Annotated in this window: 21 protein-coding genes and 1 pseudogene; 8 read left to right on the forward strand and 14 right to left on the reverse strand. The window is 34.6% G+C overall.

Annotated elements, in window-relative coordinates:
- Window positions 1-236: transposase (locus BMW37_RS10610; RefSeq protein WP_143047636.1), on the reverse strand; the 236-nt coding region annotated here is incomplete at its 3' end.
- Window positions 237-973: 737 nt separating this feature from the next.
- On the opposite strand from BMW37_RS10610, the gene BMW37_RS10615 reads away from it, so the two are divergent.
- The 8 genes from BMW37_RS10615 (at window position 974) to BMW37_RS10650 (ending at window position 9,011) form a co-directional block, all read left to right on the forward strand.
- The gene (locus BMW37_RS10615; RefSeq protein WP_093320784.1) at window positions 974-2,833 is read left to right on the forward strand and encodes an ATP-binding protein; all 1,860 of its coding nucleotides are present in this window, start codon (window positions 974-976) and stop codon (window positions 2,831-2,833) included.
- Between the two features lie 383 nt (window positions 2,834-3,216).
- Complete coding sequence (gene aspS, locus BMW37_RS10620) at window positions 3,217-4,992, forward strand: aspartate--tRNA ligase (RefSeq protein ID WP_093320786.1); 1,776 nt, start codon at window positions 3,217-3,219, stop codon at window positions 4,990-4,992.
- A gap of 164 nt (window positions 4,993-5,156) precedes the next feature.
- A complete protein-coding gene (locus BMW37_RS10625; protein WP_093320789.1) occupies window positions 5,157-5,507 on the forward strand; it encodes a hypothetical protein in 351 nt (116 codons plus the stop codon).
- Window positions 5,508-5,800: 293 nt separating this feature from the next.
- The gene (gene nudB / locus BMW37_RS10630; RefSeq protein WP_093320791.1) at window positions 5,801-6,241 is read left to right on the forward strand and encodes a dihydroneopterin triphosphate diphosphatase; all 441 of its coding nucleotides are present in this window, start codon (window positions 5,801-5,803) and stop codon (window positions 6,239-6,241) included.
- 156 nt (window positions 6,242-6,397) lie between these two features.
- Entirely contained in the window at window positions 6,398-7,141 is a 744-nt protein-coding gene (locus BMW37_RS10635; RefSeq protein ID WP_093320795.1) for a YebC/PmpR family DNA-binding transcriptional regulator, read from the forward strand.
- A 95-nt stretch (window positions 7,142-7,236) separates the two neighbouring features.
- Window positions 7,237-7,758, forward strand: coding sequence for a crossover junction endodeoxyribonuclease RuvC (gene ruvC, locus BMW37_RS10640; protein WP_093320798.1), 522 nt, complete (start codon window positions 7,237-7,239; stop codon window positions 7,756-7,758).
- Between the two features lie 23 nt (window positions 7,759-7,781).
- Entirely contained in the window at window positions 7,782-8,159 is a 378-nt protein-coding gene (locus tag BMW37_RS10645) for a YacL family protein (protein WP_177168648.1), read from the forward strand.
- A gap of 3 nt (window positions 8,160-8,162) precedes the next feature.
- The gene (locus BMW37_RS10650; protein WP_093320803.1) at window positions 8,163-9,011 is read left to right on the forward strand and encodes a DUF726 domain-containing protein; all 849 of its coding nucleotides are present in this window, start codon (window positions 8,163-8,165) and stop codon (window positions 9,009-9,011) included.
- Between the two features lie 371 nt (window positions 9,012-9,382).
- Here the strand turns inward: BMW37_RS10650 and BMW37_RS15600 are convergent.
- The 13 genes and pseudogenes from BMW37_RS15600 to BMW37_RS10710 all read right to left on the reverse strand — a co-directional run.
- A pseudogene (locus BMW37_RS15600) lies at window positions 9,383-9,469 on the reverse strand (isocitrate dehydrogenase); the annotation flags it as partial.
- Window positions 9,470-9,559: 90 nt separating this feature from the next.
- Window positions 9,560-10,744: an aminotransferase-like domain-containing protein gene (locus BMW37_RS10655; protein WP_093320805.1), complete on the reverse strand. Its 1,185-nt coding sequence runs from the start codon at window positions 10,742-10,744 to the stop codon at window positions 9,560-9,562.
- Window positions 10,745-11,300: 556 nt separating this feature from the next.
- Window positions 11,301-12,248, reverse strand: a complete 948-nt coding sequence (locus BMW37_RS10660) for a ribose-phosphate pyrophosphokinase (protein WP_093320807.1) — start codon at window positions 12,246-12,248, stop codon at window positions 11,301-11,303.
- A 282-nt stretch (window positions 12,249-12,530) separates the two neighbouring features.
- Window positions 12,531-14,264, reverse strand: a complete 1,734-nt coding sequence (gene dld / locus BMW37_RS10665) for a D-lactate dehydrogenase (RefSeq protein WP_093320810.1) — start codon at window positions 14,262-14,264, stop codon at window positions 12,531-12,533.
- A 118-nt stretch (window positions 14,265-14,382) separates the two neighbouring features.
- The gene (locus BMW37_RS10670; RefSeq protein WP_093320813.1) at window positions 14,383-15,009 is read right to left on the reverse strand and encodes a pseudouridine synthase; all 627 of its coding nucleotides are present in this window, start codon (window positions 15,007-15,009) and stop codon (window positions 14,383-14,385) included.
- Window positions 15,002-16,114 (reverse strand): peptidoglycan glycosyltransferase MrdB, encoded by a 1,113-nt coding sequence (gene mrdB / locus BMW37_RS10675; RefSeq protein ID WP_093320816.1) that lies wholly within the window; start codon window positions 16,112-16,114, stop codon window positions 15,002-15,004. Before mrdB ends, BMW37_RS10670 begins: the two co-directional genes overlap by 8 nt.
- 2 nt (window positions 16,115-16,116) lie before the next feature.
- Complete coding sequence (gene mrdA, locus BMW37_RS10680; RefSeq protein ID WP_093320818.1) at window positions 16,117-18,027, reverse strand: penicillin-binding protein 2; 1,911 nt, start codon at window positions 18,025-18,027, stop codon at window positions 16,117-16,119.
- 11 nt (window positions 18,028-18,038) lie between these two features.
- Window positions 18,039-18,509 (reverse strand): 23S rRNA (pseudouridine(1915)-N(3))-methyltransferase RlmH, encoded by a 471-nt coding sequence (gene rlmH, locus BMW37_RS10685; RefSeq protein WP_093320821.1) that lies wholly within the window; start codon window positions 18,507-18,509, stop codon window positions 18,039-18,041.
- Window positions 18,510-18,531: 22 nt separating this feature from the next.
- On the reverse strand, window positions 18,532-18,924 hold the full coding sequence (gene rsfS, locus BMW37_RS10690; RefSeq protein WP_093320822.1) for a ribosome silencing factor: 393 nt from the start codon (window positions 18,922-18,924) through the stop codon (window positions 18,532-18,534).
- A gap of 185 nt (window positions 18,925-19,109) precedes the next feature.
- Window positions 19,110-19,448 carry a nitrogen regulatory protein P-II gene (gene glnB, locus BMW37_RS10695; RefSeq protein WP_093320823.1) on the reverse strand — a complete coding sequence of 113 codons (339 nt, stop codon included), beginning with the start codon at window positions 19,446-19,448 and terminating at the stop codon, window positions 19,110-19,112.
- A 15-nt stretch (window positions 19,449-19,463) separates the two neighbouring features.
- Window positions 19,464-21,263 carry an NAD+ synthase gene (locus BMW37_RS10700; protein WP_093320826.1) on the reverse strand — a complete coding sequence of 600 codons (1,800 nt, stop codon included), beginning with the start codon at window positions 21,261-21,263 and terminating at the stop codon, window positions 19,464-19,466.
- A 102-nt stretch (window positions 21,264-21,365) separates the two neighbouring features.
- Window positions 21,366-22,709: a two-component system response regulator GlrR gene (gene glrR, locus BMW37_RS10705; protein ID WP_093320829.1), complete on the reverse strand. Its 1,344-nt coding sequence runs from the start codon at window positions 22,707-22,709 to the stop codon at window positions 21,366-21,368.
- Window positions 22,710-22,761: 52 nt separating this feature from the next.
- Window positions 22,762-23,625 carry a hypothetical protein gene (locus BMW37_RS10710; protein WP_177168649.1) on the reverse strand — a complete coding sequence of 288 codons (864 nt, stop codon included), beginning with the start codon at window positions 23,623-23,625 and terminating at the stop codon, window positions 22,762-22,764.
- Window positions 23,626-23,662: the final 37 nt, after the last annotated feature.

Genomic DNA, 23,662 nt, shown 5'->3' on the forward strand with positions numbered 1-23,662 from the left:
ATCTTAACATCACTAAGATTATGCCAAGACTGTAATAAAATAACTTTAAACATCATTATCGGCGCATAAGAAGCGGCACCTAATCGGTTAGGCTTTTGCTCTAAGAGCTTATTAAGTATGATTATTATTTGATCCCAGTCAATCAAAGCATTTATTTCATCAAACTCTTCAAATGCTTTGTGTTGCTTAACGTTAGTTTGTTTGAACTGCAGTCTAGGTTGAATATTTTTCCACATATAACGCTCCTAAGAATATGATTTAAAATATTATATCACATGCAGCTCAAAAAATAAACGAAATTTGAATGATTATTAACCAGATTTGCAAAGCTCTCATTATGTGAATTCGGCTTAAAAATATAGTAATCATCATACCTATTCCAACTATACTAAAAATGAATTTAAGTCTTTAATCGTTACTAGTGTGTAATCATTTGCGTATTGGGCTGAACATTGATTGTAGTATTCAATGATAACAGAAAATTTTAATCCTAATTTGCGTGATGCTTTTTTATGTTGAACAATCAAATATTTGAATGCTAATTTGATCTACCCTAGTAAATATGTAACTATATTTTTTTGTTTCTTTTAAAAGATAGTGTTAAATGAAAATATACATAGCCATATATTACGAAGATTTAAACTTTGTGGTAAATTAAGCTAATATTAGCTGTCTAAGTAAATTTAACGTCAAATAAACATAGTCTGTAAACTAAAAGCTTTGAGCTAGAAACGAAAATAATTTAATCTTGAAAGTGACTTTTTTTAACCTGATCCCGCTTGCTAGTTTAAATAGACAAAGCTCTTAACGTCGTGTTCATAAAAGATACTCTACGTTTTAGATGTGACCCCATTTAGTATTATTGAGTATACTTATATGAATGCAGCTTTTAAATCATAGTACAAAACTATTTTAGGACAACAATTTTTCTAGTATAGATTAAAAACATCAAAATAATGAAGGTTTATCTGAAATGCAAATAATTGATAATGAAGAATCCGGTATTGAAATTAATGAAGCGGGTGTTGATTTAGGTGGTTTAATGACCGTACTTAGCAAGCACTTATATTCTACTCCAGTGGTTGCTTTAAGAGAGCTTGTTCAAAATGGTCATGATTCAATTGTTAGGCGCAGAATTGAAGATTCAAATGCTTTTGAATCTTCAATTAAAATTACTGTTGACAGCAAAATGAAAACCTTGACTATTTCAGATTCAGGAGCCGGTTTAACATTAGAAGAAATACATCAATACTTAGCGACTGTTGGGGTAGGTTATACTCGTACCCTAAGAGCTCAAAATGAAGATAGTGATGGATTAATAGGAATGTTTGGATTAGGTTTTTTATCAGCATTTGTTCTTGCTTCAAAGGTACAAGTTCGAACATGCTCATATCAAACACCAAACTTAACTCACTTATATCAATCTAGAAATGCCCAAAACTATACCGCTCTATTATGTGAACATAGAGGTGAAGTAGGCACTGATGTTATATTGACTTTAAATGAAAATTATAAAGAACTCGCTAATGAACAAAGACTCAATCATTTATTATCTCATTACTGTGCATTGCTACATGAACCTATATTTATAGGTCACAATGAACTAGCAATAAACCATGAAGTTCCACCTTGGCGGATTACGGAAGAAATACATCCAATACAATTGCATAAACGACGTCTATCATTTGCAAAACAATTTGAATCTCATTTCGAGCCAATAACAACGATTCCTCTTTTTGAAAGAGCTAAAACTAATTCAAATGAAATATCCGTAGTAGAAAAAGATCTTAAAGGATTATTATGGATCCAAGATGGCGCATTTTATGGTACTTCAGATAATAGAAACTTAGCTGTTTTTGTTAGAGGAATGCTGCTTGATGATGATGCAAAAGATTTACTCCCTACATGGGCCGGCTTTATGGGTGGGGTAATTGAATCTCAAAAGTTAACTCCAACAGCCAGCCGTGAGACACTTCAAAAAGACAATTATTATTATGAAGTTAAGCATGCTATTTCTGAATCTCTAATCGAAGGGTTAGCTGAAATAGCAAAGAAACAACCTGAAGCTTGGCGAAGAATTCTTACTCGACATAATGAAGCACTATTAGCTGCTGCTTTATGCGATGATAGACTGTTTAATCTACTACAAGACAAGGTTAAAATTCCTTCCTCAGAAGGAGATATTCTAGTTAGTCGTTTAATAAACAAAGAACGAAAAATACACGTTATGCTGAGTGAGGAAGCTGGTTTCGAAGACATGATATTTAGGACTCTAAAAATACCTGTTGCCTATGGTCACCGTTACGCAGTGATTCCATTTTTAAGAAAGTGGGCACAGCTAAATAATTTAGTATTAATAGAGCTAGGTACTGAAAAAGGAAATCAGCATTTTTTTACGAAAGAAGAACTTGATGAAGTGACTACTAAAGTGCTTTCTGATGGCCTATGTGATAACGAACAACTTATCGTTGCAAAATTTCTTCCACAAGAGCTTCCATTAGTAGTTGTTCCAGATAGAGAAGCTATTTTGAAAAATAGGTTAGAAAGTGATGAGGCGGACAAACGCATCTCATCTGCAGCTCTAGATTTAGTGAGGCAGTTTACAAAAAAAATAGAAACTCGACCAGAAATCAGGGTTTTTATTAATAGCAGTAACCCTGCAATCGACTTCATTATTCATCAAGTTAAAATGGGTAAAGATGTTTCAAAATCTATTTTATTGCTTAAGTCGATGAAAATCATCATGACAGCTAGCGGCGATTCACAAGTTAATGTTAATTTAAGCCAAGCTCTCAGTGACATTAGTCAATTAGTTATTACAATGAATGATTAACCCTATAATGTACACTAAAATCCCTAATTAATTTATTTATTAAGCCTGCTTTTTCATTTAAGGTATTGAATATTATAAAATAGATTTATTAGGGAGTGAATGCAAAGAGTTTAATGATGAAGTTTTCTATTAAATTTAAGATTCAATAATCGCAGTTACTATTTTGATGGCTGAAAACGTAATTTACCGCGATAGTTGGATTGATTTAAAATTTACCATTCACTATAAGTGAGTTTTCTCTCGAAATATATTATAATAAAACGTTAAGATAGCTATAAAGCTAATCCATATTTTATAGTAATTTTGAGGATAATAATCAATTCTCTTTTTAGCTTCATTTGTTAAACTCATATATCAATTTATTCAGCAATCAGAGGTATTTCATGCGTACACACTATTGTGGTCAACTTAACTTATCAAATGTTGGTCAAACTGTTACTCTTGCAGGTTGGGTCCATCGTCGTAAAGATCTCGGTGGCTTAGTCTTTATTTACATGAGAGATAGAGAAGGGCTCGTTCAAGTTTTTTTTGACCCAGAAGAAAAATCCGCACATGAAGTTGCCTCTGAATTAAGAAACGAATTTTGTATCACTGTTGAAGGTATTGTAAGGGAACGCCCTAAAAATCAAATTAATACAGAGTTTAAAACAGGTGAAATCGAGATTCAAGCGACAAAACTAACCATTATAAATCGCTCTGAACCATTACCTTTAGATAGTAATCAAACTAATACTGAAGAACAAAGACTTAAATATCGGTATATTGACCTTCGTCGCCCTGAAATGGCTAATAAATTAATTACTAGAAGCAAAATTACTCGTTTTGTCAGACAATTTCTAGATAATAATGGTTTTTTAGATATTGAAACGCCTATGTTGACAAAAGCAACACCAGAAGGTGCTAGAGATTATCTGGTACCAAGTAGAGTTAATAAAGGCAAATTTTATGCGTTACCTCAATCACCGCAGCTGTTCAAACAATTATTAATGATGTCTGGGTATGACAAATACTATCAAATCGTTAAGTGTTTTCGAGATGAAGATTTACGTGCCGATAGACAACCTGAATTTACACAAATCGATATCGAAACTTCTTTTTTAGATGCGCAATCAGTTCGTAATATCGTAGAAAAAATGATTCGATCTTTATTCATTGAAATTATTGACGTTGATTTAGGTGATTTTCCAGTAATGACTTTTGCTGAAGCAATGAGATTATATGGTTCTGATAAACCTGACTTAAGGAACCCACTACAGTTTGTCGATGTGGCAGATTTACTTACTTCTGTTGAATTTAAGGTTTTCTCTGAACCTGCAAATGATCCTAAAGGACGTGTCATTGCGCTTAAAGTGCCTACAGGCGCAAGTTTCACCAGGAAACAAATTGACGAATATGGCGCATTTGTCAATATTTATGGTGCGAAAGGCTTAGCTTGGATGAAAATAAATGACCTAAATTCAGGTCTTGAGGGTGTTCAAAGTCCAGTGGCCAAATTTTTAACAGAAGACATTATTTTTGAAATCATTAAAAGAACTGAAGCGCAAACAGGCGATATTATTTTCTTTGGTGCAGATAATTATTCAGTGGCAACAGATGCAATGGGTGCGCTTAGACTTAAAGTCGGTCGTGATTTAGAAAGTGCTACACCAGGCTTTTTAACAAAGCAATGGGCTCCTTTATGGGTAATTGATTTCCCAATGTTTGAATTTAATTCAGAAGGTGGTTTAAGTGCAATGCATCATCCATTCACGTCACCAAAATCCTTAACACCTGAGCAACTAAAAGCTTCTCCAACGGATGCTGTTGCAAATGCTTACGATATGGTCATTAATGGCTATGAAGTTGGCGGAGGTTCTGTCCGTATTTATCAAAATGAGATGCAACAAACTGTTTTTTCAATTTTAGGAATTGATGAACAGGAACAAGCAGAAAAATTTGGTTTTCTACTAGATGCACTTAAATATGGAACACCACCACATGCAGGTCTTGCATTTGGTCTAGATAGATTAACAATGCTTTTAACTGGTACTGATAATATACGTGATGTAATTGCGTTCCCTAAAACGACTACAGCAGCTTGCCCATTAACAGATGCACCAAGCTATGCAAATGATAGTGCTTTAGACGAATTGGCTATTTCAATTAAACCAAATAAATAAGGTTTTTTGTGTTGTTTATGCTCAAATTACATCAAGTTATAAAAGTATGTATCATTAAAATTTGAATTATGTAAGCATGAAATAATGCTAAAATCAGTATCTTGATTTTATTTGAGCATAAATTAAACCTTTAAGCTATAATACGTTATTTAATTAGGACTTATATGTTAAATAAAGCACGCCCTAAGATTGCAATATTGTCTATTACAATCTTATTATCTGGTTGTGGTGAAATAACGCCGAAATGTGATGATGATGGAGTTAAACAAAGCGTCGCTGAATTAGTGCAAAAGAAAAGTGATGAGGGTATATGGTACAAATCAAAGCACTCAGGCCCACTTGAAGTGATTAATATAAGCACCCAATCACATGATGAAAAAATTGATATTTATACTTGTGCCGCTGATATTAAATATTCCATGCTAGGTGCATTTTTTAAATTCCCTGTAACTTACACTGTGCAAAAAACTGAAGATAAAAATGGAACATATCATATAAACTTACTATCTTTTTAATGAAGTGTTTTTAAGGTATTGAATCATTTTTTAAAATAAATCTGTAGGGAAATTTAAGGTAAGTCTTTTGTATAAACGATCTCGGAATATACTTAGTAGTTGGTAACAATCTTATCAAAAATATCAATCGCAGCAAATGTTAGTCGTTGCGTGCAATGACAAAAAAAATATATCTCTCTGATTTAAGATATTTATTTAGCTTTCATCAATTAATTGGATAAGTCTAATAACCTTTTCTAGATCCAAACAATTTATAATATTCAGAAGTAATAACATTGATTGCGGATCCATTTATGACAGACAAATACAAAAAGCCTGAATCAGTGCTAGTAGTGATTTTTATTGCTAAATCTAAAGAGGTGCTCATGCTTCAGCGTAAAGATGATCCAAGTTTTTGGCAGTCTGTTACAGGAAGTTTAGAAGGCAATGAGATTCCCTATCAAACTGCAATTCGAGAAGTGGCTGAAGAAATTGGTCTTGATATTATTAAGGAAAAATTAACTTTGATTGATTGTAAAAAATCGGTCATGTTCGAACTTTTTCCTAATATGCGTAAACGTTATGCACCAGGTATTACACATAATTTGGAACATTGGTTTATCCTACCGCTGATAACTAAGCCTGAGATTAAATTAACAGAACATCTTGCATTACGTTGGGTAAGTATAGAAGATGCAATCAAACTTACCAAGTCGGATAATAACGCACAAGCTATTATTGAGTTTGTACGATAAGCAGATTAAAATACACAAGTATATTGTTATTTATTACATTCAAAATTATTTATACGCCTAGTTGCTTTTGTGACAATGTCACATAAGAACAGGTTTCATTGCACAAACATTCATCTAAGTGTAATGAATGACTCAGAAAAAAAGGAGATATTTCACATGGCTGGACATAGCAAATGGGCAAATACTAAACATCGCAAAGCGGCGCAAGATGCAAAACGCGGAAAAATTTTCACTAAAATAATAAGGGAGCTTGTTACAGCAGCAAAATTAGGTGGAGGGGATGTTGCTTCAAATCCTCGCCTCAGAGCTGCTGTTGATAAAGCGCTTTCAAACAATATGACTCGAGATACTTTGAATCGTGCAATTGCAAGAGGTGTCGGTGGAGATGATGATTCAGATATGGAAACCATCATTTATGAAGGCTATGGTCCTGGTGGTACTGCTGTGATGGTTGAGTGCTTAAGTGATAATCGTAATCGCACAGTATCAGAAGTGCGCCATGCGTTCACTAAAACTGGGGGCAATCTCGGAACAGATGGATCAGTCTCTTATCTATTTACAAAAAAAGGAGTCATTTCATATGAACCTGGTGTAAATGAAGATGAAATTATGGAAGCTGCTATAGAAGCTGGAGCGGATGATGTTGAAGTATTTGATGATGGTGCAATTGATGTCTATACAACACCTGAGAACTTTGGTGAAGTCAAAGATGCACTAGACACAAAAGGGTTTGTTTGCGCAACTGCTGAAGTAGCATTAATTCCTTCAACTAAATCAGAATTAGATGCTGAAACAGCACCTAAACTACTCAAATTGATTGATATGTTGGAAGACTGTGATGACGTACAAGAAGTATATCATAATGGTGATATTTCTGACGAAATTGCTGCATTACTATAAATTACTTTAATATATCTCGGCTATAGAATCATACCTATGGCCATCTTTAAAAGTATCCATATTGAATTATCATTCTTAAATTATTAAAGGTATCCATGTCTATCATTCTCGGTATTGATCCTGGCTCGCGAATAACAGGTTATGGTGTTATTCAAGAAGTAGGTCGATCATTGCACTATATCGCAAGTGGATGCATTAAAACTGAAGTTGATGATATTCCTGGTCGTCTCAAAATCATTTATGCTGGCGTTACTCAAATAATTGAACAATTCAATCCAGATTTTTTTGCAATTGAAAAAATTTTCATGGCAAAAAATGCAGATTCAGCTTTTAAGCTTGGGCAGGCAAGAGGTGTTGCTATTGTTGCCGCTGTAAACTTAAATTTGCCTATTTTTGAATATGCAGCAAGACAAGTTAAACAAACAGTTGTAGGGACAGGTGCTGCCGATAAACACCAAGTACAACAAATGGTGACTCGTCTATTACAATTAGGTAGCACACCTCAAGCAGATGCTGCTGATGCTTTAGCTATAGCGATAACGCACTCACATCTATGGCGTAACATTGAGCGAATCAATAATGGCTTTTTAGATTTACGCAAAGGGCGTCTTCGCTAAAATTGAAATTTTAAGGAATGATGATGGAATATGTTTTTACTACTGCTGATAATCAAAATTATATCGTAGAGCTTCCAATGGAGTTCATGGCATTAAGTAAATGGCTTTCGTGTGAGTTAGGTAATGATAAACAAAAAATTGCAGCTTTAATAGATGAATTAAATCAATTATGTAAAAACCATAACAATAATAAAAAGTGGATAGGGCACGAATATACCCTTGTTTTACAGAATAAAGAGGTTCAGATCTATTCAAATTTGATTTTTAGCTCGTTATCTGAAGATGAAGCAGTTAGGTTAACAGAAGAAAACCTATCTCTTTATGATGAAGAATCTTTTTCAGAAGCTGGGCTTGAAGATATCATCAAACTCTTAACTGATTATTTAGAGTTTATGAGTTAATCAATGAAAAACTTAAAAGATAAATTTAAGGCAAATCCAACTACACAAATCGAGATTTCGAGTTGCAACGAAATTAAAAATGCACCAGTTAACGTTTACATACATGGTTATGCGGCATTTTACTTCAAAGTAGATGAGCAAAAATTTAAAGATCGTTTATCTACGATTGAAGGTAAGAATAATCTTTTTGTCAGATGGCCATCTGAACATTTTAGTAGTGCAGTTATTAATGGTGTTATGAAAGGGGTTAACTTAAATCAATTTAAAAAATTTACAAGTGCAAAGTCTACCCTGGTGAATATTTCAATTCCCTTGTTATTGATTGGTGTAGAAGCTGTTACGCAAATTAAAAAAGTTCAGAGAAAAACACATCTGCTTGATGTCGAATTGATTGAAAAATTAGAACAGTTTTTAACTCAAAATAACCTCCTTAATCAGAAGATTAATTTTATTGCCCACTCTTTTGGCGCAAGATTACTGATTAATGCGTTAGAGAATGAAGTCTGTCAGGCTTTTTTTAAAACTCATAATGTAGATAATATTGTATTGATGGGCGGGGCAATTTGTAGAGAAAAGGTTAATTGGGAAAAGGTATTAACGAATATAGAGGGTGAAATTCATAACTGTCATTCAAAACAAGATTTAGCTCTTTTGTTTAAACCTGATCTTGAAAAAACCATCGGTCGTTATCCTATTATTTTAAATAACCTACAAACCGATCGTATTAAGAACCATCATTTTGAAGGATTTGATCATAAATCATATTGGCGTAACCTTGATAAAGTATTAACAACGGTTAAGTTAGAGCCGGCTAATTTTACTTTTAATAACGATAGTACCCTAATGCCCTAGTGCGATTAGGTATTACTATTGAATACAATGAATATAGCGAATAATCTGAACCTGTCGGCAATACAAGGTTTCATTAGCCATTTTATGACGATGAAGATGAACTTGATGTCAAGTAACATTAAATAACTAGAATAGTTCAGAGTTTATTGATAGAAGTGATAATCAAATCGCGAATCTAAGCAAAAATTTATCATCTATAGGGATCTAAGAAGACTGTAAATTAATCAGTTGTGGCGAGATTTTGGAAAAGAAAATTTAGGCTGTAAAATAGGCGCCAATTGGCGCCTAAATTATGCCATCAAAAAATTAATTCATAAATTTATTAATTACATATTCGCTATCATAGCATCGCCAAATTCATTACAGCTTAATCACTTAGCGCCATCCATAAGACGTTGGAAGTCATAAGTCACCGTTTTAGCTGCAATTGCGCTCTTTACACCTTTTGTTATTAAATCAGTAACTTATAGGTATCTTATATAAAGAAGCCGCACCCTATACTATAATTGAATATCAGGCAATGTAATACATAGAACTAGAATCAGATGTTATTGTAGCTTTTCTATTGCTTTAGCAATTCTTATTGCTGCTTCATCAGCATTTTCATTCGTTAACATAGAATAAGATAAACGTAGGGATTTCTTATCAGGATGTTTAGCAAAAAATACTTCACCTGGCACGAAAATGACCTTTTCTTCTATACAAGCCGCTAATAAGTCAGTTGCATTGATATCAAGGTTAATATGACACCATAAAAACATTCCACCAGAGGGAGTATTATAGCTAAGTTTATCGCCGAGGTGTTTTTTAAGGGCATTGATGAGCAGGTCACGACGATGCTTATAGGTCGTTTGTAAAAGTGATAATCGTTCCATCAATCGACCTGATGCTAAATATTTTGCTGCAATATGCTGGTTAAACGTTGATGTATGCAGATCTAATGCTTGTTTAGCGACTACAATTGCACTTAAAAATTTATCAGGCGCAGCTAACCAACCTAAACGCAAGCCAGGGGCAAAAATTTTTGAGAAACTAGACATATAACAAATGTTATGGTTATTCCCATACATAGATTGTGCTATAGCGTATAACGATGGCACCATTTCGCCTTCAAAACGTAAATATCCATATGGGTCATCTTCGACGACGATAACATGATATTCGTGGACAAGTTTTACGATCTGTTCACGCGTTTGATAGTCTAGGGTATGTCCCGTTGGGTTGGCGAAGTTAGGGATAAGATAGAGCATTTTTACCTGCCCATCAGCAAGAACGGAGCGTAATGCCTCTAAATCAATAGCATTATTTTGATATGAAACTTCCTCAATCTCCGCATCGGTATAACTAAATAATTGCAGAGCAGCTAAATAGGTTGGGCGTTCAACGAGGACTTTATCCCCTTTTTCTAAAAATACACGACTAAGTAGGTCTATTGCTTGTTGTGAGCCATTTGTGATAAGTATATTATTTTCAGGGGTATGCAAATCAAAATGCAAGTTAAACTTTGTGATTTCTGTACGTAGTTCAGCTTCTCCTTCTGTCACGCTATATTGGAACATTTGGCGATGATCTATTGCTAAAATATCTTGGATAATCGTATCTATACCATCAACATCTAACATATCTGTTGCGGGGATGCCGCCAGCAAGAGAGATAAATTCAGGTTTTTTAGTATATTTAAGTAGTTCTCTTACGGGAGAAGATTTAATATTGGCTGATTTTTGAGATAACATATTTTATCCTAAATATTAATATGGTTAACTGGGGCCAAGAAGATTAATGCACTGGCTAGAGTTATTTTATATGGGGTAATGTATCCTTTAATGCATTAACATAAATTAACGGCATACAAGTTTACAAGAATTTAGCTTACATTGAATAATTGATGTTATGCGATACATTAATTAGAGTCAATACAGCCAAGAGAATAATTTAGGGGATTACAAAATGTCATGCACACAAATAAATTGTTTGCTCACGAATAAAACAAGAGCAAAAAATCCTTTTAATAAAGTTTATGTTTTTGAGTATATTTTGGGATTGGTAATTGTTTTAAAGTGCTTGAGCTAGAATAATGCGTAAAGCTAGTAGGGGCTTAGCTAAGCCATTGTTATTGTGATTGTCGATGCAACCAAGTTTGAAATATTCGTCATATTTTAACTTAGGTTAAATGAACCAGCAAAGCTTTATATAGGTTATTCCTGTTTGCTATTATAACGACAAGTTGGAGCCGATAATTTTAACTTCAGCTAACGTAAACAGTTATACGCTAGCTGAAAATAGGGGGACTTAGTACTCAAACATTGCAGAAATTGATTCTTCGTTACTGATACGACGTATTGCTTCAGCAAGCATTGCTGATATACTTAATGTTCTGACCTTACCAAGAGACTTAATTTCATGAGAAAGGGGGATGGTATCACAAACAATAACTTCATCAATAACTGAGTTTTGAAGGTTTTTGTAGGCATTACCAGAAAAAACAGGATGTGTCGCATAAGCAAATACGCGTTTAGCGCCTCTTTCTTTTAAAGCTTCAGCAGCTTTACATAGAGTGCCTGCAGTATCAATCATATCATCAACTAGTATACAATCTCTATCTTTTACATCACCAATTAAATTCATTACTTCAGAGACATTAGCTTGAGGACGGCGTTTATCAATAATAGCCATATCAGTATCATTTAATAGTTTAGCAATTGCACGAGCTCTCACTACACCACCAATATCAGGTGATACTACAACAGGATTGATTAAGGCTTGCTTTTTCATATCCTCTAATAATATAGGACTACCAAACACATTATCTACAGGCACGTCAAAAAAACCTTGAATTTGTTCTGCATGTAGGTCAACTGTTAATACCCTGTCAACACCAACACTTGATAAAAAATCAGCCACTACTTTAGCAGTGATTGGAACACGAGCTGAGCGAACACGTCTGTCTTGTCTAGCATAACCAAAATAAGGCATTACAGCGGTAATTCTACCTGCTGAGGCGCGTCGAAGCGCATCAATCATGACAACTAATTCCATTAGATTATCATTTGTAGGGGCACAGGTAGATTGGATGATAAAGATATCACCACCACGAACATTTTCATTAATCTGAACACTGACCTCGCCATCACTAAAACGCCCAACAGATGCGTTGCCAAGACCAGAATATAATCGTTTTGCAACTCGCTGAGCTAGGTCAGGGACAGCATTACCCGCAAAAATCTTCATATCAGACACATAAACCTCAGAATTAGGGAGATAAAAAAAAGTTCAAAATTTAGCATAAAAATTGCATTGTTTATGCTAAATTCAAAACATTTGCAAAAAGACAAATCAAAAAAACAATGATAAGCATGACATAGTTTAACTGTTTATTTGCATTAAATACAGAGTCAAATATAGATTCATATCGCTATTTGTACAAATTAATTTAATACAAATGAATATTAATGCAAATATAGGCATTTATAATGATACTTAGTCTAAAGATGATACATAATGCCTATAAAACAGCTTAATTTAGTGAGTTTTCTCACAATCACACCAATTTTTTAATTTTGTTGTTTTTCCTATACCAGGGTTAAAACTGTTAGTTGGATCGGATTTTTTATAAAAATTAACTAAATCTTGATTTGCGTAATAGAGATGGCCAACATTATGTTCAGCAGGGTACTGTGCTTTGCGCCCATCTAATAGTTTTAACATTGCTTCTTTAAGAGATGTCATATCTTCACCTTTTTTAACAATATAATCTTGATGAAAAACATAACACATAAAATGACCATAATAGAGCTTTGAAATTAATTTATTATCAATTTCAGGAGGTAGTTGTTCAAACCATGTCTTTTCATTTCTTGCTAATGCAATGTCTAATGCTAATACACCTTCGGAAATTTTGTGGTGTATTGCATGATATCGAATAGCAGCGCCTGCTGCTGCAAATCTATGCAAGAAAGCTTTTTTTCCTACATCTGCAGTACATTCGAAAAAATCACCATTTGACTTATCTGCAAAAAATTCCCCAAGATATGTTCTTGCTTCTATTACACCTTTGCCTGACATGCGTAGCATTAAGTGATGTTCATATTTATCACGATAGGCTTGCATTTTTTCAGGGAGCTGATTTTTAAATAATCGACTTGTGAGTTGAATGACTTTATCAGTTAAAAACTTTGGCACAATTTTACTAATGACCGGCATATTCAACCATGTATCAATTTGGCCTTTGAATGCAAAGAAAAGTGGCATTTTATCTGTACCAAATTTGTTAATCATCATGAAAGTATCTTTGCCGTAGCGCTCTGATATATCATACATATCTCTATGCATGTACTCCCCAGCAACAGGCAGCTCATCAAACTTACTCAGCATATGTCTACGTAGTTCTGTTAGCACGAGTTCATTATTCGTACCAATATAAAAGACTTGTTGCTCTGGCGCTTGTTCAAATGTGTCTAATCGTACTGCAAAAACAGCTAGCTTTCCTGCAGAGCCTGATGCTTCATAAAGTCTTCTTTTATCGGCATTAAACCTAGACGGTGTATCAGCATCAATATCTCTTACTCTCTTATCATACTCGTGATCTGATGCTAATTTATCAGTATGAGGTAAATTATCTTTATCAAATTGCCCTGTTTCTAGGCGAGTTAATATTTCTTCAGGATCACTCCCTAGTTCTATACCAAGATGATTGATAAGTTTAAGATCTCCATGTTCATCTAATTGCGCAAAGAGCGCAAGCTCAGTGTAAGCAGGTCCACGTTTAACTAAAGCACCACCAGAATTATTACAAATTCCCCCGATGACTGATGCACCTATGCAAGAAGATCCTATTACTGAATGAGGTTCACGTTTTAACGGTTTTAAAACATTTTCAAGTTGATATAGCGTTGTTCCAGGTAGGCTAATGACTTGCTTCCCATGATCAAGTAAGTGCAATTGATTAATTTTTAACGTACTAATGATAACAACATCTCTGTCATAGTCATCACCATTTGGAGTTGACCCCTCAGTTAAGCCTGTCTTTGCAGCTTGCATAATTATTATTTTATCATGCTTAACACACACTTTTAGCATACGCCAAAGTTCAACTAATGATTCAGGGATAAGTACTGCAATGGCTGTTCCACCACCGGAACGAAAACCAGTCGAGTAACGTTTTATAGATGAAGGTCGTGTTAAAATACATTTAGAAGGCACAACTAAAGTTAAATCATTAATAAATGTGGATAATTGTATTTGATTACTAGCCATAAATCACCTTTTAAACTGGTTTATATAGTAAGGGGAAGAAGAAAAGAGCAAAATGATATTGTTCAATTAAAAATAAATTATTCAGATTTTAGTTATCTAACAGAATAATTTTATTGGGTTATAATAATCTATATTCACCAGAATTTAAACCTAAAAGGGTGTATTCGCCTATTTGGTAGCGAATTAATCTTAATGTAGGAAGCCCTATGTGTGCAGTCATACGCCTAACTTGACGATTTCTACCTTCACAAATTCCAATTTTTAACCAGCTTGTAGGAATTAGTTTTCTCTCGCGTATAGGGGGGGTACGAGGCCATAACCATTGAGGTTCTGTAACTACCTCGATCAAAGCAGGCAGCGTCATACCATCTTTTAACTCTAATCCTGTTTCGAATTGTTTTAACTGAGCAGCAGTTGGAATTCCCTCAACCTGGACATAATAAAATTTATAAGTTTTATGAATTGGAGAAGTAATTGAGTGTTGTAAGCGTCCATTATTTGTTAAAATCAATAAGCCTTCACTATCTCTATCTAACCTGCCAGCAGGATAAACATCCTTAATTTGGATAAAGTCAGCTAAAGTTTGCCTATTTTCCCCATCTGTAAATTGAGTCAATACATCATAAGGTTTATTAAATAGCACAATTTTAGTTTCAGCCGCACTAATTGATGTCTTCAGGCAAGATTTAGTACGCACGTTATGATTGTATTTACCAACTTTTTTAGAGTGTAAAATCTTAGACATTTCTGGATAAAGTTTTCCTATGGGTATGTATTGACATAACAATACCAAATGCAGCCATTAAAACAACTAATGATGAGCCTCCGTAACTAATGAGCGGAAGTGGTACGCCAACAACGGGTAAAATGCCACTTACCATTCCAATGTTGACAAATAAATAGATAAAAAATATCAATGTCAATCCACCAGAAAGTACTCTTCCAAACATTGTTTGGGCCTGCGCTGCTATCATCAACCCTCTAAAAATTAGCAATAAATACATGAATAAAAGAATGCATACACCTATATATCCAAACTCCTCTGATATAACAGCAAAAATAAAATCCGTATGCCTTTCAGGTACAAATTCAAGTTGGGATTGTGTGCCAGCTCCAAGCCCTTTACCATTAATCCCACCTGAGCCAATTGCAATCTTCGATTGCATAATGTGATATCCCGCGCCTCTTGGATCTTGCTCTGGATTAAATAAGGTTAGAACGCGAGTTTTTTGATAATCGTGCATAAAAAACTCCCACATAACCGGAACGGATACAGCCACAAGAATAATTGCAATAAGGATAAATATCCAACTTAAGCCACCTAAAAAGATCACAAATAAACCAGATATTGCTACTAATATCGCTGTGCCTAAATCTGGTTCTAATGCAATTAACAAAGTAGGGATAAATATTATCAGCATTGCACCAATTGTATAGAGTAAATTCGGAGGGAAGGTATTTCGATTGATAAAACTTGCTACCATCAAAGGAATCGCAATTTTAGCAATCTCTGAAGGTTGAAATCTAACGAATCCTAGATTTAACCATCTTTGCGCTCCTTTACTAGACTCGCCATAAAGATCAACAATAATTAATAAAATAACTGAAATAACGTAGAGATATATGGCCCAATTTTCATATATTCTAGGTGGGATCTGAGCAAAAAATATCATCACTCCCAATGCTATTGCGCACTGAATAAGACGCCTTTCCATCATTTCAATATTTTGGCCACTTGCACTCCAAAGAGTAATGAGTCCATAGCCTAATATTAATAAAATCATGAACAAAAGAGGAATGTCGATATGTATTTTTTGCCAAATACTTCGTTTGTCTTTTTTATAACCCATTATTATTCTGTCGTTCCTGTTGTTGATTCTAAATCAGCTATAGATTTCGGGATTTCAGCTATTCCTAGCATATGAAAATCCATAATACTTCTCATAATATCGCCATTAAGCGTCCCTTTGCCCGCATTTTCTAAGACGATGACAACAGAGATAGTTGGATTTTCAAATGGTGCAAATCCAATCATTAAGCGATGGTCTCTTAACTTTTTACTTTTATTATTACCAAGATCAACTTCGTAAGAGTGGACTTGTGCTGTACCCGTTTTTAGTCCTACTTCATACTCAGCATCTTGGAAAAATTTATTAGCAGTTCCATTTTTTGAATGCGCAACCCCATACATGGAACGTTTTGCAAGTTTCCAATAGTCAGCACTCACATCAAGTAGTTCAGGTTGTTCGGTTTGAACATAATCATGTTTAACACCATTTTGTTGGCTACGCATCAACAAATGGGGCGTTTTTACATAACCTTCATTGATAAACGTATTTAACACTTTTGCCATTTGAATTGGGGTTGCGTTCCAGTAACCTTGGCCAATCCCAACAGGTATTGTATCACCAGGTATCCAATCAGCCTTACGATTAGTTTTTTTCCATTCTCTGCTTGGCAAAATTCCACTGTATTCGTCTATATCAATTCCCGTTTTTCTACCATAACCGAATTTAGACATCCAGCTGTGTAATTTATCAATTCCCATATCGTAACTAATTTGATAGAAAAACGTATCTGATGATTGAACAATTGCTTTATCAATGTTTAAATTGCCATGTCCCCAGCGCTTCCAGTCACGGAATTTTTTTTCTGAATTAGGTAATTGCCACCAGCCAGGATCCGATATAGTTGTAGTAGGTGAAATGACTCCTTCAGCAAGCGCACTAACAGCAATAAAAGGTTTAACTGTAGAAGCAGGTGGGTATAACCCTGTTGTTGCACGGTTATTAAGCGGACCATTTTTAGCTTTTATCTTGTCATAATTTTTATGGGATATTCCATCAACAAATAAGTTTGGATCAAAAGTAGGGCTTGAAAATAATGCAAGAATTTCACCTGTTCTTGGATCACTTACAATAATAGCGCCATGGGTATGTTCGAGCAATTTCTGAATATGCTGTTGTAATTTTAAATCAATAGTTAAGTATATATCTTCACCTGCTTGAGCTGGAGTTTCACTTAACTGACGAATGACCTTACCTCGATTATTCGTCTCAACTTCTTCATAGCCAGTTGTGCCATGTAGAATATCTTCATACACTTTTTCTATGCCAGATTTGCCGATTTGTGCAGTAGCCGCATAATTAGCTAATTTACCGTTCTCTTTTAAGGTATCGACATCTTTAGGTGACAATTTCGCAACATAACCAATAGTATGAGCAAACGTATCTCCGTAAGGATAGAACCTGCGTTGATAATTTTTAACAATTACAGTAGGGCTTCGAGATTCAGTTGAGTAAAATTTATAGCGTTCGTTTGAAAATTTAGCAATTTGTTCTTCTGTTAAGGTTGTTTTAAGTGGGATAAACGCATATTGCCTAGCAGATTTAAGTTCATTACGAAATTTTTCAATTTCTTCATCAGTTAAATCTACAAGCGTACGCAGCATATCAAGCGTCTCATCTAAGTTTTTGATGTTATGAGGCTGAATTTCTAATTGCCAAATTGAACGATGAATAGCAAGCGGAATACCATTACGATCATAAATTAAGCCTCTAACTGGGGCAATTGGCAGTAACTTGATTCGATTTGAATCTGATTCAGTTTGATAATGTTCAAATCTATAAATCTGCAAATAGTATAGGTTGCCAAGTAACACCCCAATCAAAATAAAAACAAATAAAATAGCAACTACTGTACGCCTTAGAAATAAGGAATACTCCGCAGTATGGTTACGAAATTCAGTATTTGACTTATTCATCTGCTTGCTCCTTATTCTCTATGATAAGGGTGGTTATTATTTAAGCTCCAAGCTCTATAAAGGCTTTCAGCAACAATAACTCTTACAAGTGGATGGGGAAGCGTTAATGGGGATAAAGACCAAGATTGTTCTGCTGATTTTTTACATTTTTGTGATAGCCCTTCAGGACCACCAATTAATAAACTGACATTACGTCCATCATTCTGCCAATTTGATAGTTGTAGGGCTAGGGCGTTTGTATCCCATTTTGCCCCGGGTATATCAAGTGAAACAATTCGATTGCCTTTTGCAACTGCCGAAAGCATTTTGTCTCCTTCAATTTCTAAAATTTTTGGAATATCGGCATTTTTGGTACGCTTACCTGCCGGTATTTCAATTAATTCTAAAGATACCTCATTTAAAAAACGTTTCTGATAGGTTTCAAATCCATTTTCAACCCATTCTGGCATTTTTGTACCGACTGCAATTAACTGAATTTTCACTTATGCGTTCCTGAAATACAAATTAAGACCAGAGTTTTTCGAGCGCGTATGTATCACGGCTCTCTTTTTGCATTAAGTGTAAAATAGCATCGCCAAAATCAATAATCATCCAATCAGACGCATCTTTACCTGAACAACTAAAAGTTTCAATTCTATTCTCTTTTGCTTTTTGTAATACTTGATCAGCCATTGAGGCAATATGCCTTGAAGATGTCCCAGTAACAATAATCATAGCATTAGTTATGCTTGATTTACCTTTAACGTCTAATATTGTGATATCTTGTCCTTTTACTTCTTCAACTTGGTCGACTATCCAGGTAGTTAAGGTATCTGTATCGACTAAATTTTGAGCATTTAACAAAAGAGAAGAAGGGTTTGATTGATTTGAATTTTCAAATGTTGATAAAGTTGTCATGATAATTTATTGTTTACTCTCTAAAATAATGAGTTAAAAAACGCTCTCATAGTTAATCTAGCATAGATTTGAGCGTTTTATAAGTAGCTTTTGTTGCATAAATAAATATGCTTGTTCATGATAGCATAAAATAGCCTTTAGTTACTTTCATTAAAGCATTATATTATAAATAATCGCATCTAGTATTAGATAGCATCAGCATCTTCTTCACCTGTTCTTATGCGAATAACTCTCTCTACCTCATAGATAAATATTTTCCCATCCCCAATTTTACCAGTTTGCGCAGTGTTCATGATTGCCTCAATAGCTCTATCGACAATATCTTCTGTTAAAATGACTTCAATTTTAACTTTAGGCAAAAAATCTATCATGTATTCTGCACCGCGATACAATTCCGTATGGCCTTTCTGACGGCCAAAGCCTTTAACCTCAGTAACAGTCATCCCATTTATACCGATTTCAGTAAGCGCTTCACGCACATCATCTAATTTAAAAGGCTTAATAATAGCTTCAATTTTTTTCATAACTGACTCCTTGAATTATATGTTAGATTTGAAGAATGGATTGAAACCATTAGTGACAGGGTAACGTCTTTCTCTTGAAAAACTTCTATCTGTAACTTTAGGGCCAATTGGTGATTGAGATCTTTTATACTGATTAAAATTAACCAATCTAACAACGCGATTAATATCATCGAGGCTAAATCCCATTGCTAGTAATTCTGTAATTGTCGCGTCTTCTTCTACATATGCTTTTAGAAGTGGATCTAAAATATCATAAGGAGGTAGATTATCCTGATCGGTTTGATCTGGCGCTAACTCTGCCGACGGCGCTCTTGTAATGACTCTTTCAGGGATAACATATTCAATCTGGTTGCGGTAGGCACTTAGTGCATAAACCCAAGTTTTAGGCACATCCTTTAACACATTAAATCCACCAGCCATATCACCGTAAAGAGTCGAATACCCAACAGATACTTCACTTTTATTGCTTGTTGTTAAAACGAGCCTCTTTTGTTTATTTGAAATTGCCATCAGAATGACCCCTCTGCAACGAGCTTGAAGATTTTCCTCTGTCGTGTCTTTTGGTAAATGATCAAAAAGAGGAGATAATCCATTCATGAATGCTTCAAACATGGGTTCAATTGAGATCACATCAAATTGAACCCCTAACAATTCTGCTTCCTCCTTTGCATCTAAAATACTTATTTCAGAAGTATATCTAAAAGGAAGCATTACGGCTTGACAATTTTGAGCTCCTAACGCATCGACCGCAATAGCGAGCGTTAAAGCTGAGTCAATTCCACCTGACAACCCAAGGGTAATCCCCTTAAACCCATTTTTAAGGACATAATCTCTTGTTGCAAGGACTAAAGCTTGATATAAATCATCCAGTTCAGTCATAGATAAATGAGTTCCTGTGACATAGTTAGGCCATTGCTCTTCAGGTATGAACTTGTTATTTGTCTCATTTAATAAATCAGATATCGGAATAACAAGGTTATCTTCAGCAAAAGCAGCTAAAATTGTCACTAACTCACCCTTAGAATTTAATGCAAAGGATTGCCCATCAAATATCAAATCATCTTGGCCACCAATCTGATTAACATAGATTAGAGGAGTATTTAGTCGTTTTACGTGTTGCTGCATAAGCTGCTGTCTTTTAGCAGGTTTATTTAAAGCAAATGGTGAGCCATGTAAGGATAAAATAATTTCGGCTCCATGAGCTACAGTTTCATCTATTAATTCCGTTAGCCATAAGTCTTCACAGATTAATATTCCAAGTTTAATCCCTCTAAAATCAATTACGCAAGTCTCATGACCGGCATTAAAATAGCGTTTCTCATCGAATACAGCATAATTAGGTAATGCACGCTTAAAGTAGGTAGCGATTATTTTGCCCTGATCAATCAAAGATGCACAGTTGCGCATTAGAGGTTGCATCTTGCTATGAATAGCTAATTCATGATTAGTATCTTCAATTAGCATAGGATAACCAATAAGAATGGCTATATTCAATTCAAGAGAAATATTTTGAATCTCTTTTAAAGCATATTGAATTTGATCATGTAAATCTCGTCTAAATAAAACATCTTCAGGAGAGTATCCTGTAATTGTAAGTTCAGAAAATACAACTAAATCGCTTCCCAGATTCTTATGTATCCTAATTGTTTTTAATATCAAGTCTAAATTTTTTTCAATATGACCAACATGAAGATTTAACTGTGCAAGCCCTAAATTGATCTTAGTGTCTGAGTGGTGAGATGGCTTAAGTTGAACATTATCTTTGTGAGAAGTTACATGTGACAATTCAGATACGGGTGCTTGATTTGAATTCATTTAATCGTCCTTTTAATATTAGTTCAGCGTCCAAAAGATCTAGTTTATATGATATAAGGTAGAGTAGATTTAGATTATCATTTTTATCAAATGAGTTCGAGCTTACTCTTTAAAATCATTAGCTTCAAGATCGTGGCGTGCTAATAACTTATAAAACTCTGTTCTATTACGTCCTGCAAGTCTAGCGGCATGAGTAACATTCCCTTTAGTTATATGCAGAACCTTCCTTAAATAATTTAATTCAAATTGATTTCGTGCCTCAGTAAAAGTTGTTAAAACACTACTATCTTCTTGTAAGGCTTGTTCAACCAATGTTTCACTAATGACGGGAGCAGATGTGAGTGCTACACATTGTTCAATTACATTCACGAGTTGCCTGACATTACCAGGCCAACTTGCACCTGCAAGCCTTCTAAGTGCATCATTTGAAAGAGATTTGACAAATGGCTTATGTTTTTGTGCACTAATCTGCAAAAGATGATTAGCAAGCAAAGGAATATCTTCAGAACGTTCATTCAAACTTGGGATCTTTAGATTAACAACATTCAGCCTGTAATAAAGATCCTCTCTAAACTCATTTTTTGACATTGCTTTTTGTAGATCACGATGAGTTGCTGAAATGATTCTGACATCAATTGGAATATCATTATTACTGCCTAGCGGCCTTACTTTGCGTTCTTGTAAAACCCTTAATAATTTCACTTGCAAAGCAAAGGGCATGTCACCGATTTCATCTAAAAAAAGCGTCCCACCATTAGCTGTTTGAAATAATCCATCGCGCTGAGAAACTGCGCCTGTAAAGGCTCCCTTAGCATGTCCAAATAATTCTGACTCAAGTAATTGTTCTGGTAATGCACCACAATTAATAGCGACAAAAGGTTTTTCAGATCTCAAACTTGCTTTATGCAAAGCTTTAGCTAAGACTTCTTTACCTGTGCCACTTGCACCATTAATCAGCACAGTAACATCTGAGGAGGCAACCATTTTAGCTTGTTCCAATAATCGCAGCATAACAGGGCTTCTTGTCACAATATCAGAAGCCCAATTGGCATCAAAGGAAGTTGCACTGCTCAGCGAAAGCGCATCTTGTATTGCTTTGTAAAGTGCATCTTTATCTACAGGCTTGGTTAAAAATCCAAAAACACCTTGTTGAGTCGCACTTACTGCTTCTGGAATAGAACCATGAGCAGTTAAAATGATAACTGGAAGACCAGTATGTTGTTTTTGAATTTCATTAAAGAGTGCTAAGCCATCCATTTCATCCATTTTTAAATCACTAATAACAAGATCAATGGCTTCTTTTTGCAGTAATTTTAGTGCTTCAGGACCACTTTTAGCTGTTGTGACTAAAAACCCTTCACTGGTAAGACGTATTCCTAATAGTTTCAATAAACTTGGATCATCATCAACAAGCAGTAGATGGGCTTTAAAAGGTGTTCGACTCATATATTATACTCATAAATAATTAATACAGATAAAATTACATCCACGCACAAGATTAGGATTTACTTTGTAGAAACTTAACCAATTCAAAAAAATCACTTTGATTTTGAACATAAGCAGAATTTTTGGCTAAAGGCAAATACCAATTTAATTGGTCATTACTAGGAGATAATTTTAGCGGATTATAAGGGCCTAATGGCAATGATTCAGTTTGCGTTAATTTCATTGGAGTTATGAAATCAATCTTCAAAGACTTATTATTTGTATCTAAGTAAAGCATCTCATTTGTAGCACTATCAATCTGTGCTTGTAATCCGTTAAGTTCGTCTTCTCCTAAATTCTCTGTAGGAGGCTCTATTTGATTTTGAAGCTGTCTTCTGAGTGAAAGTTGCATTTCAACATCCGCCAAGTGTTCAAGTTTTAGATTTGTAGCAGCTAGTTGTTTTGCTAGTAAAGCGTTGTCAAGTTCCAATTTAGTAACTTTATCAGTTAAAGCAATAAAATCAGCATCTTGACTTTCAGCAAGCTCAAGCAGTGATAATTCTTTTGTTTGTAGCTGGTGTATGATATCAGTTAGTGGACGAATATTATTAGGGATATTTACATCATGAGTTTGAAGTAAACTAATCATTTTTTTTCGTTCATTAATCGAGGGATTAGCATTTGATATAGATATAATCCAGGAAAAAGCATCAGGCCACACCCCTAAATCATAGGAGTTAGCTCGCCCCCTATTTGCAGTGCTTGAATATTCTGAAGCACATCCTAGCATTTTTATCCAATAACTTGCATTTGTTATACGCAGTCTATCTTGCTCTTGAAAAATAGCATCACATGTATCTGATTGGTAGTCTTTTATTTTAAAGTTGTAGATACTCGAGTCAGGTGTAGGCTCAGCAATCGCAACAGATATACCCATGCAAAAAAAAGTGCTTACATTGACTATAATTTTTAAC

The organism is Thorsellia anophelis DSM 18579 (assembly GCF_900111395.1).
In the GTDB taxonomy this organism is placed as follows: Bacteria; Pseudomonadota; Gammaproteobacteria; order Enterobacterales; family Thorselliaceae; genus Thorsellia; species Thorsellia anophelis.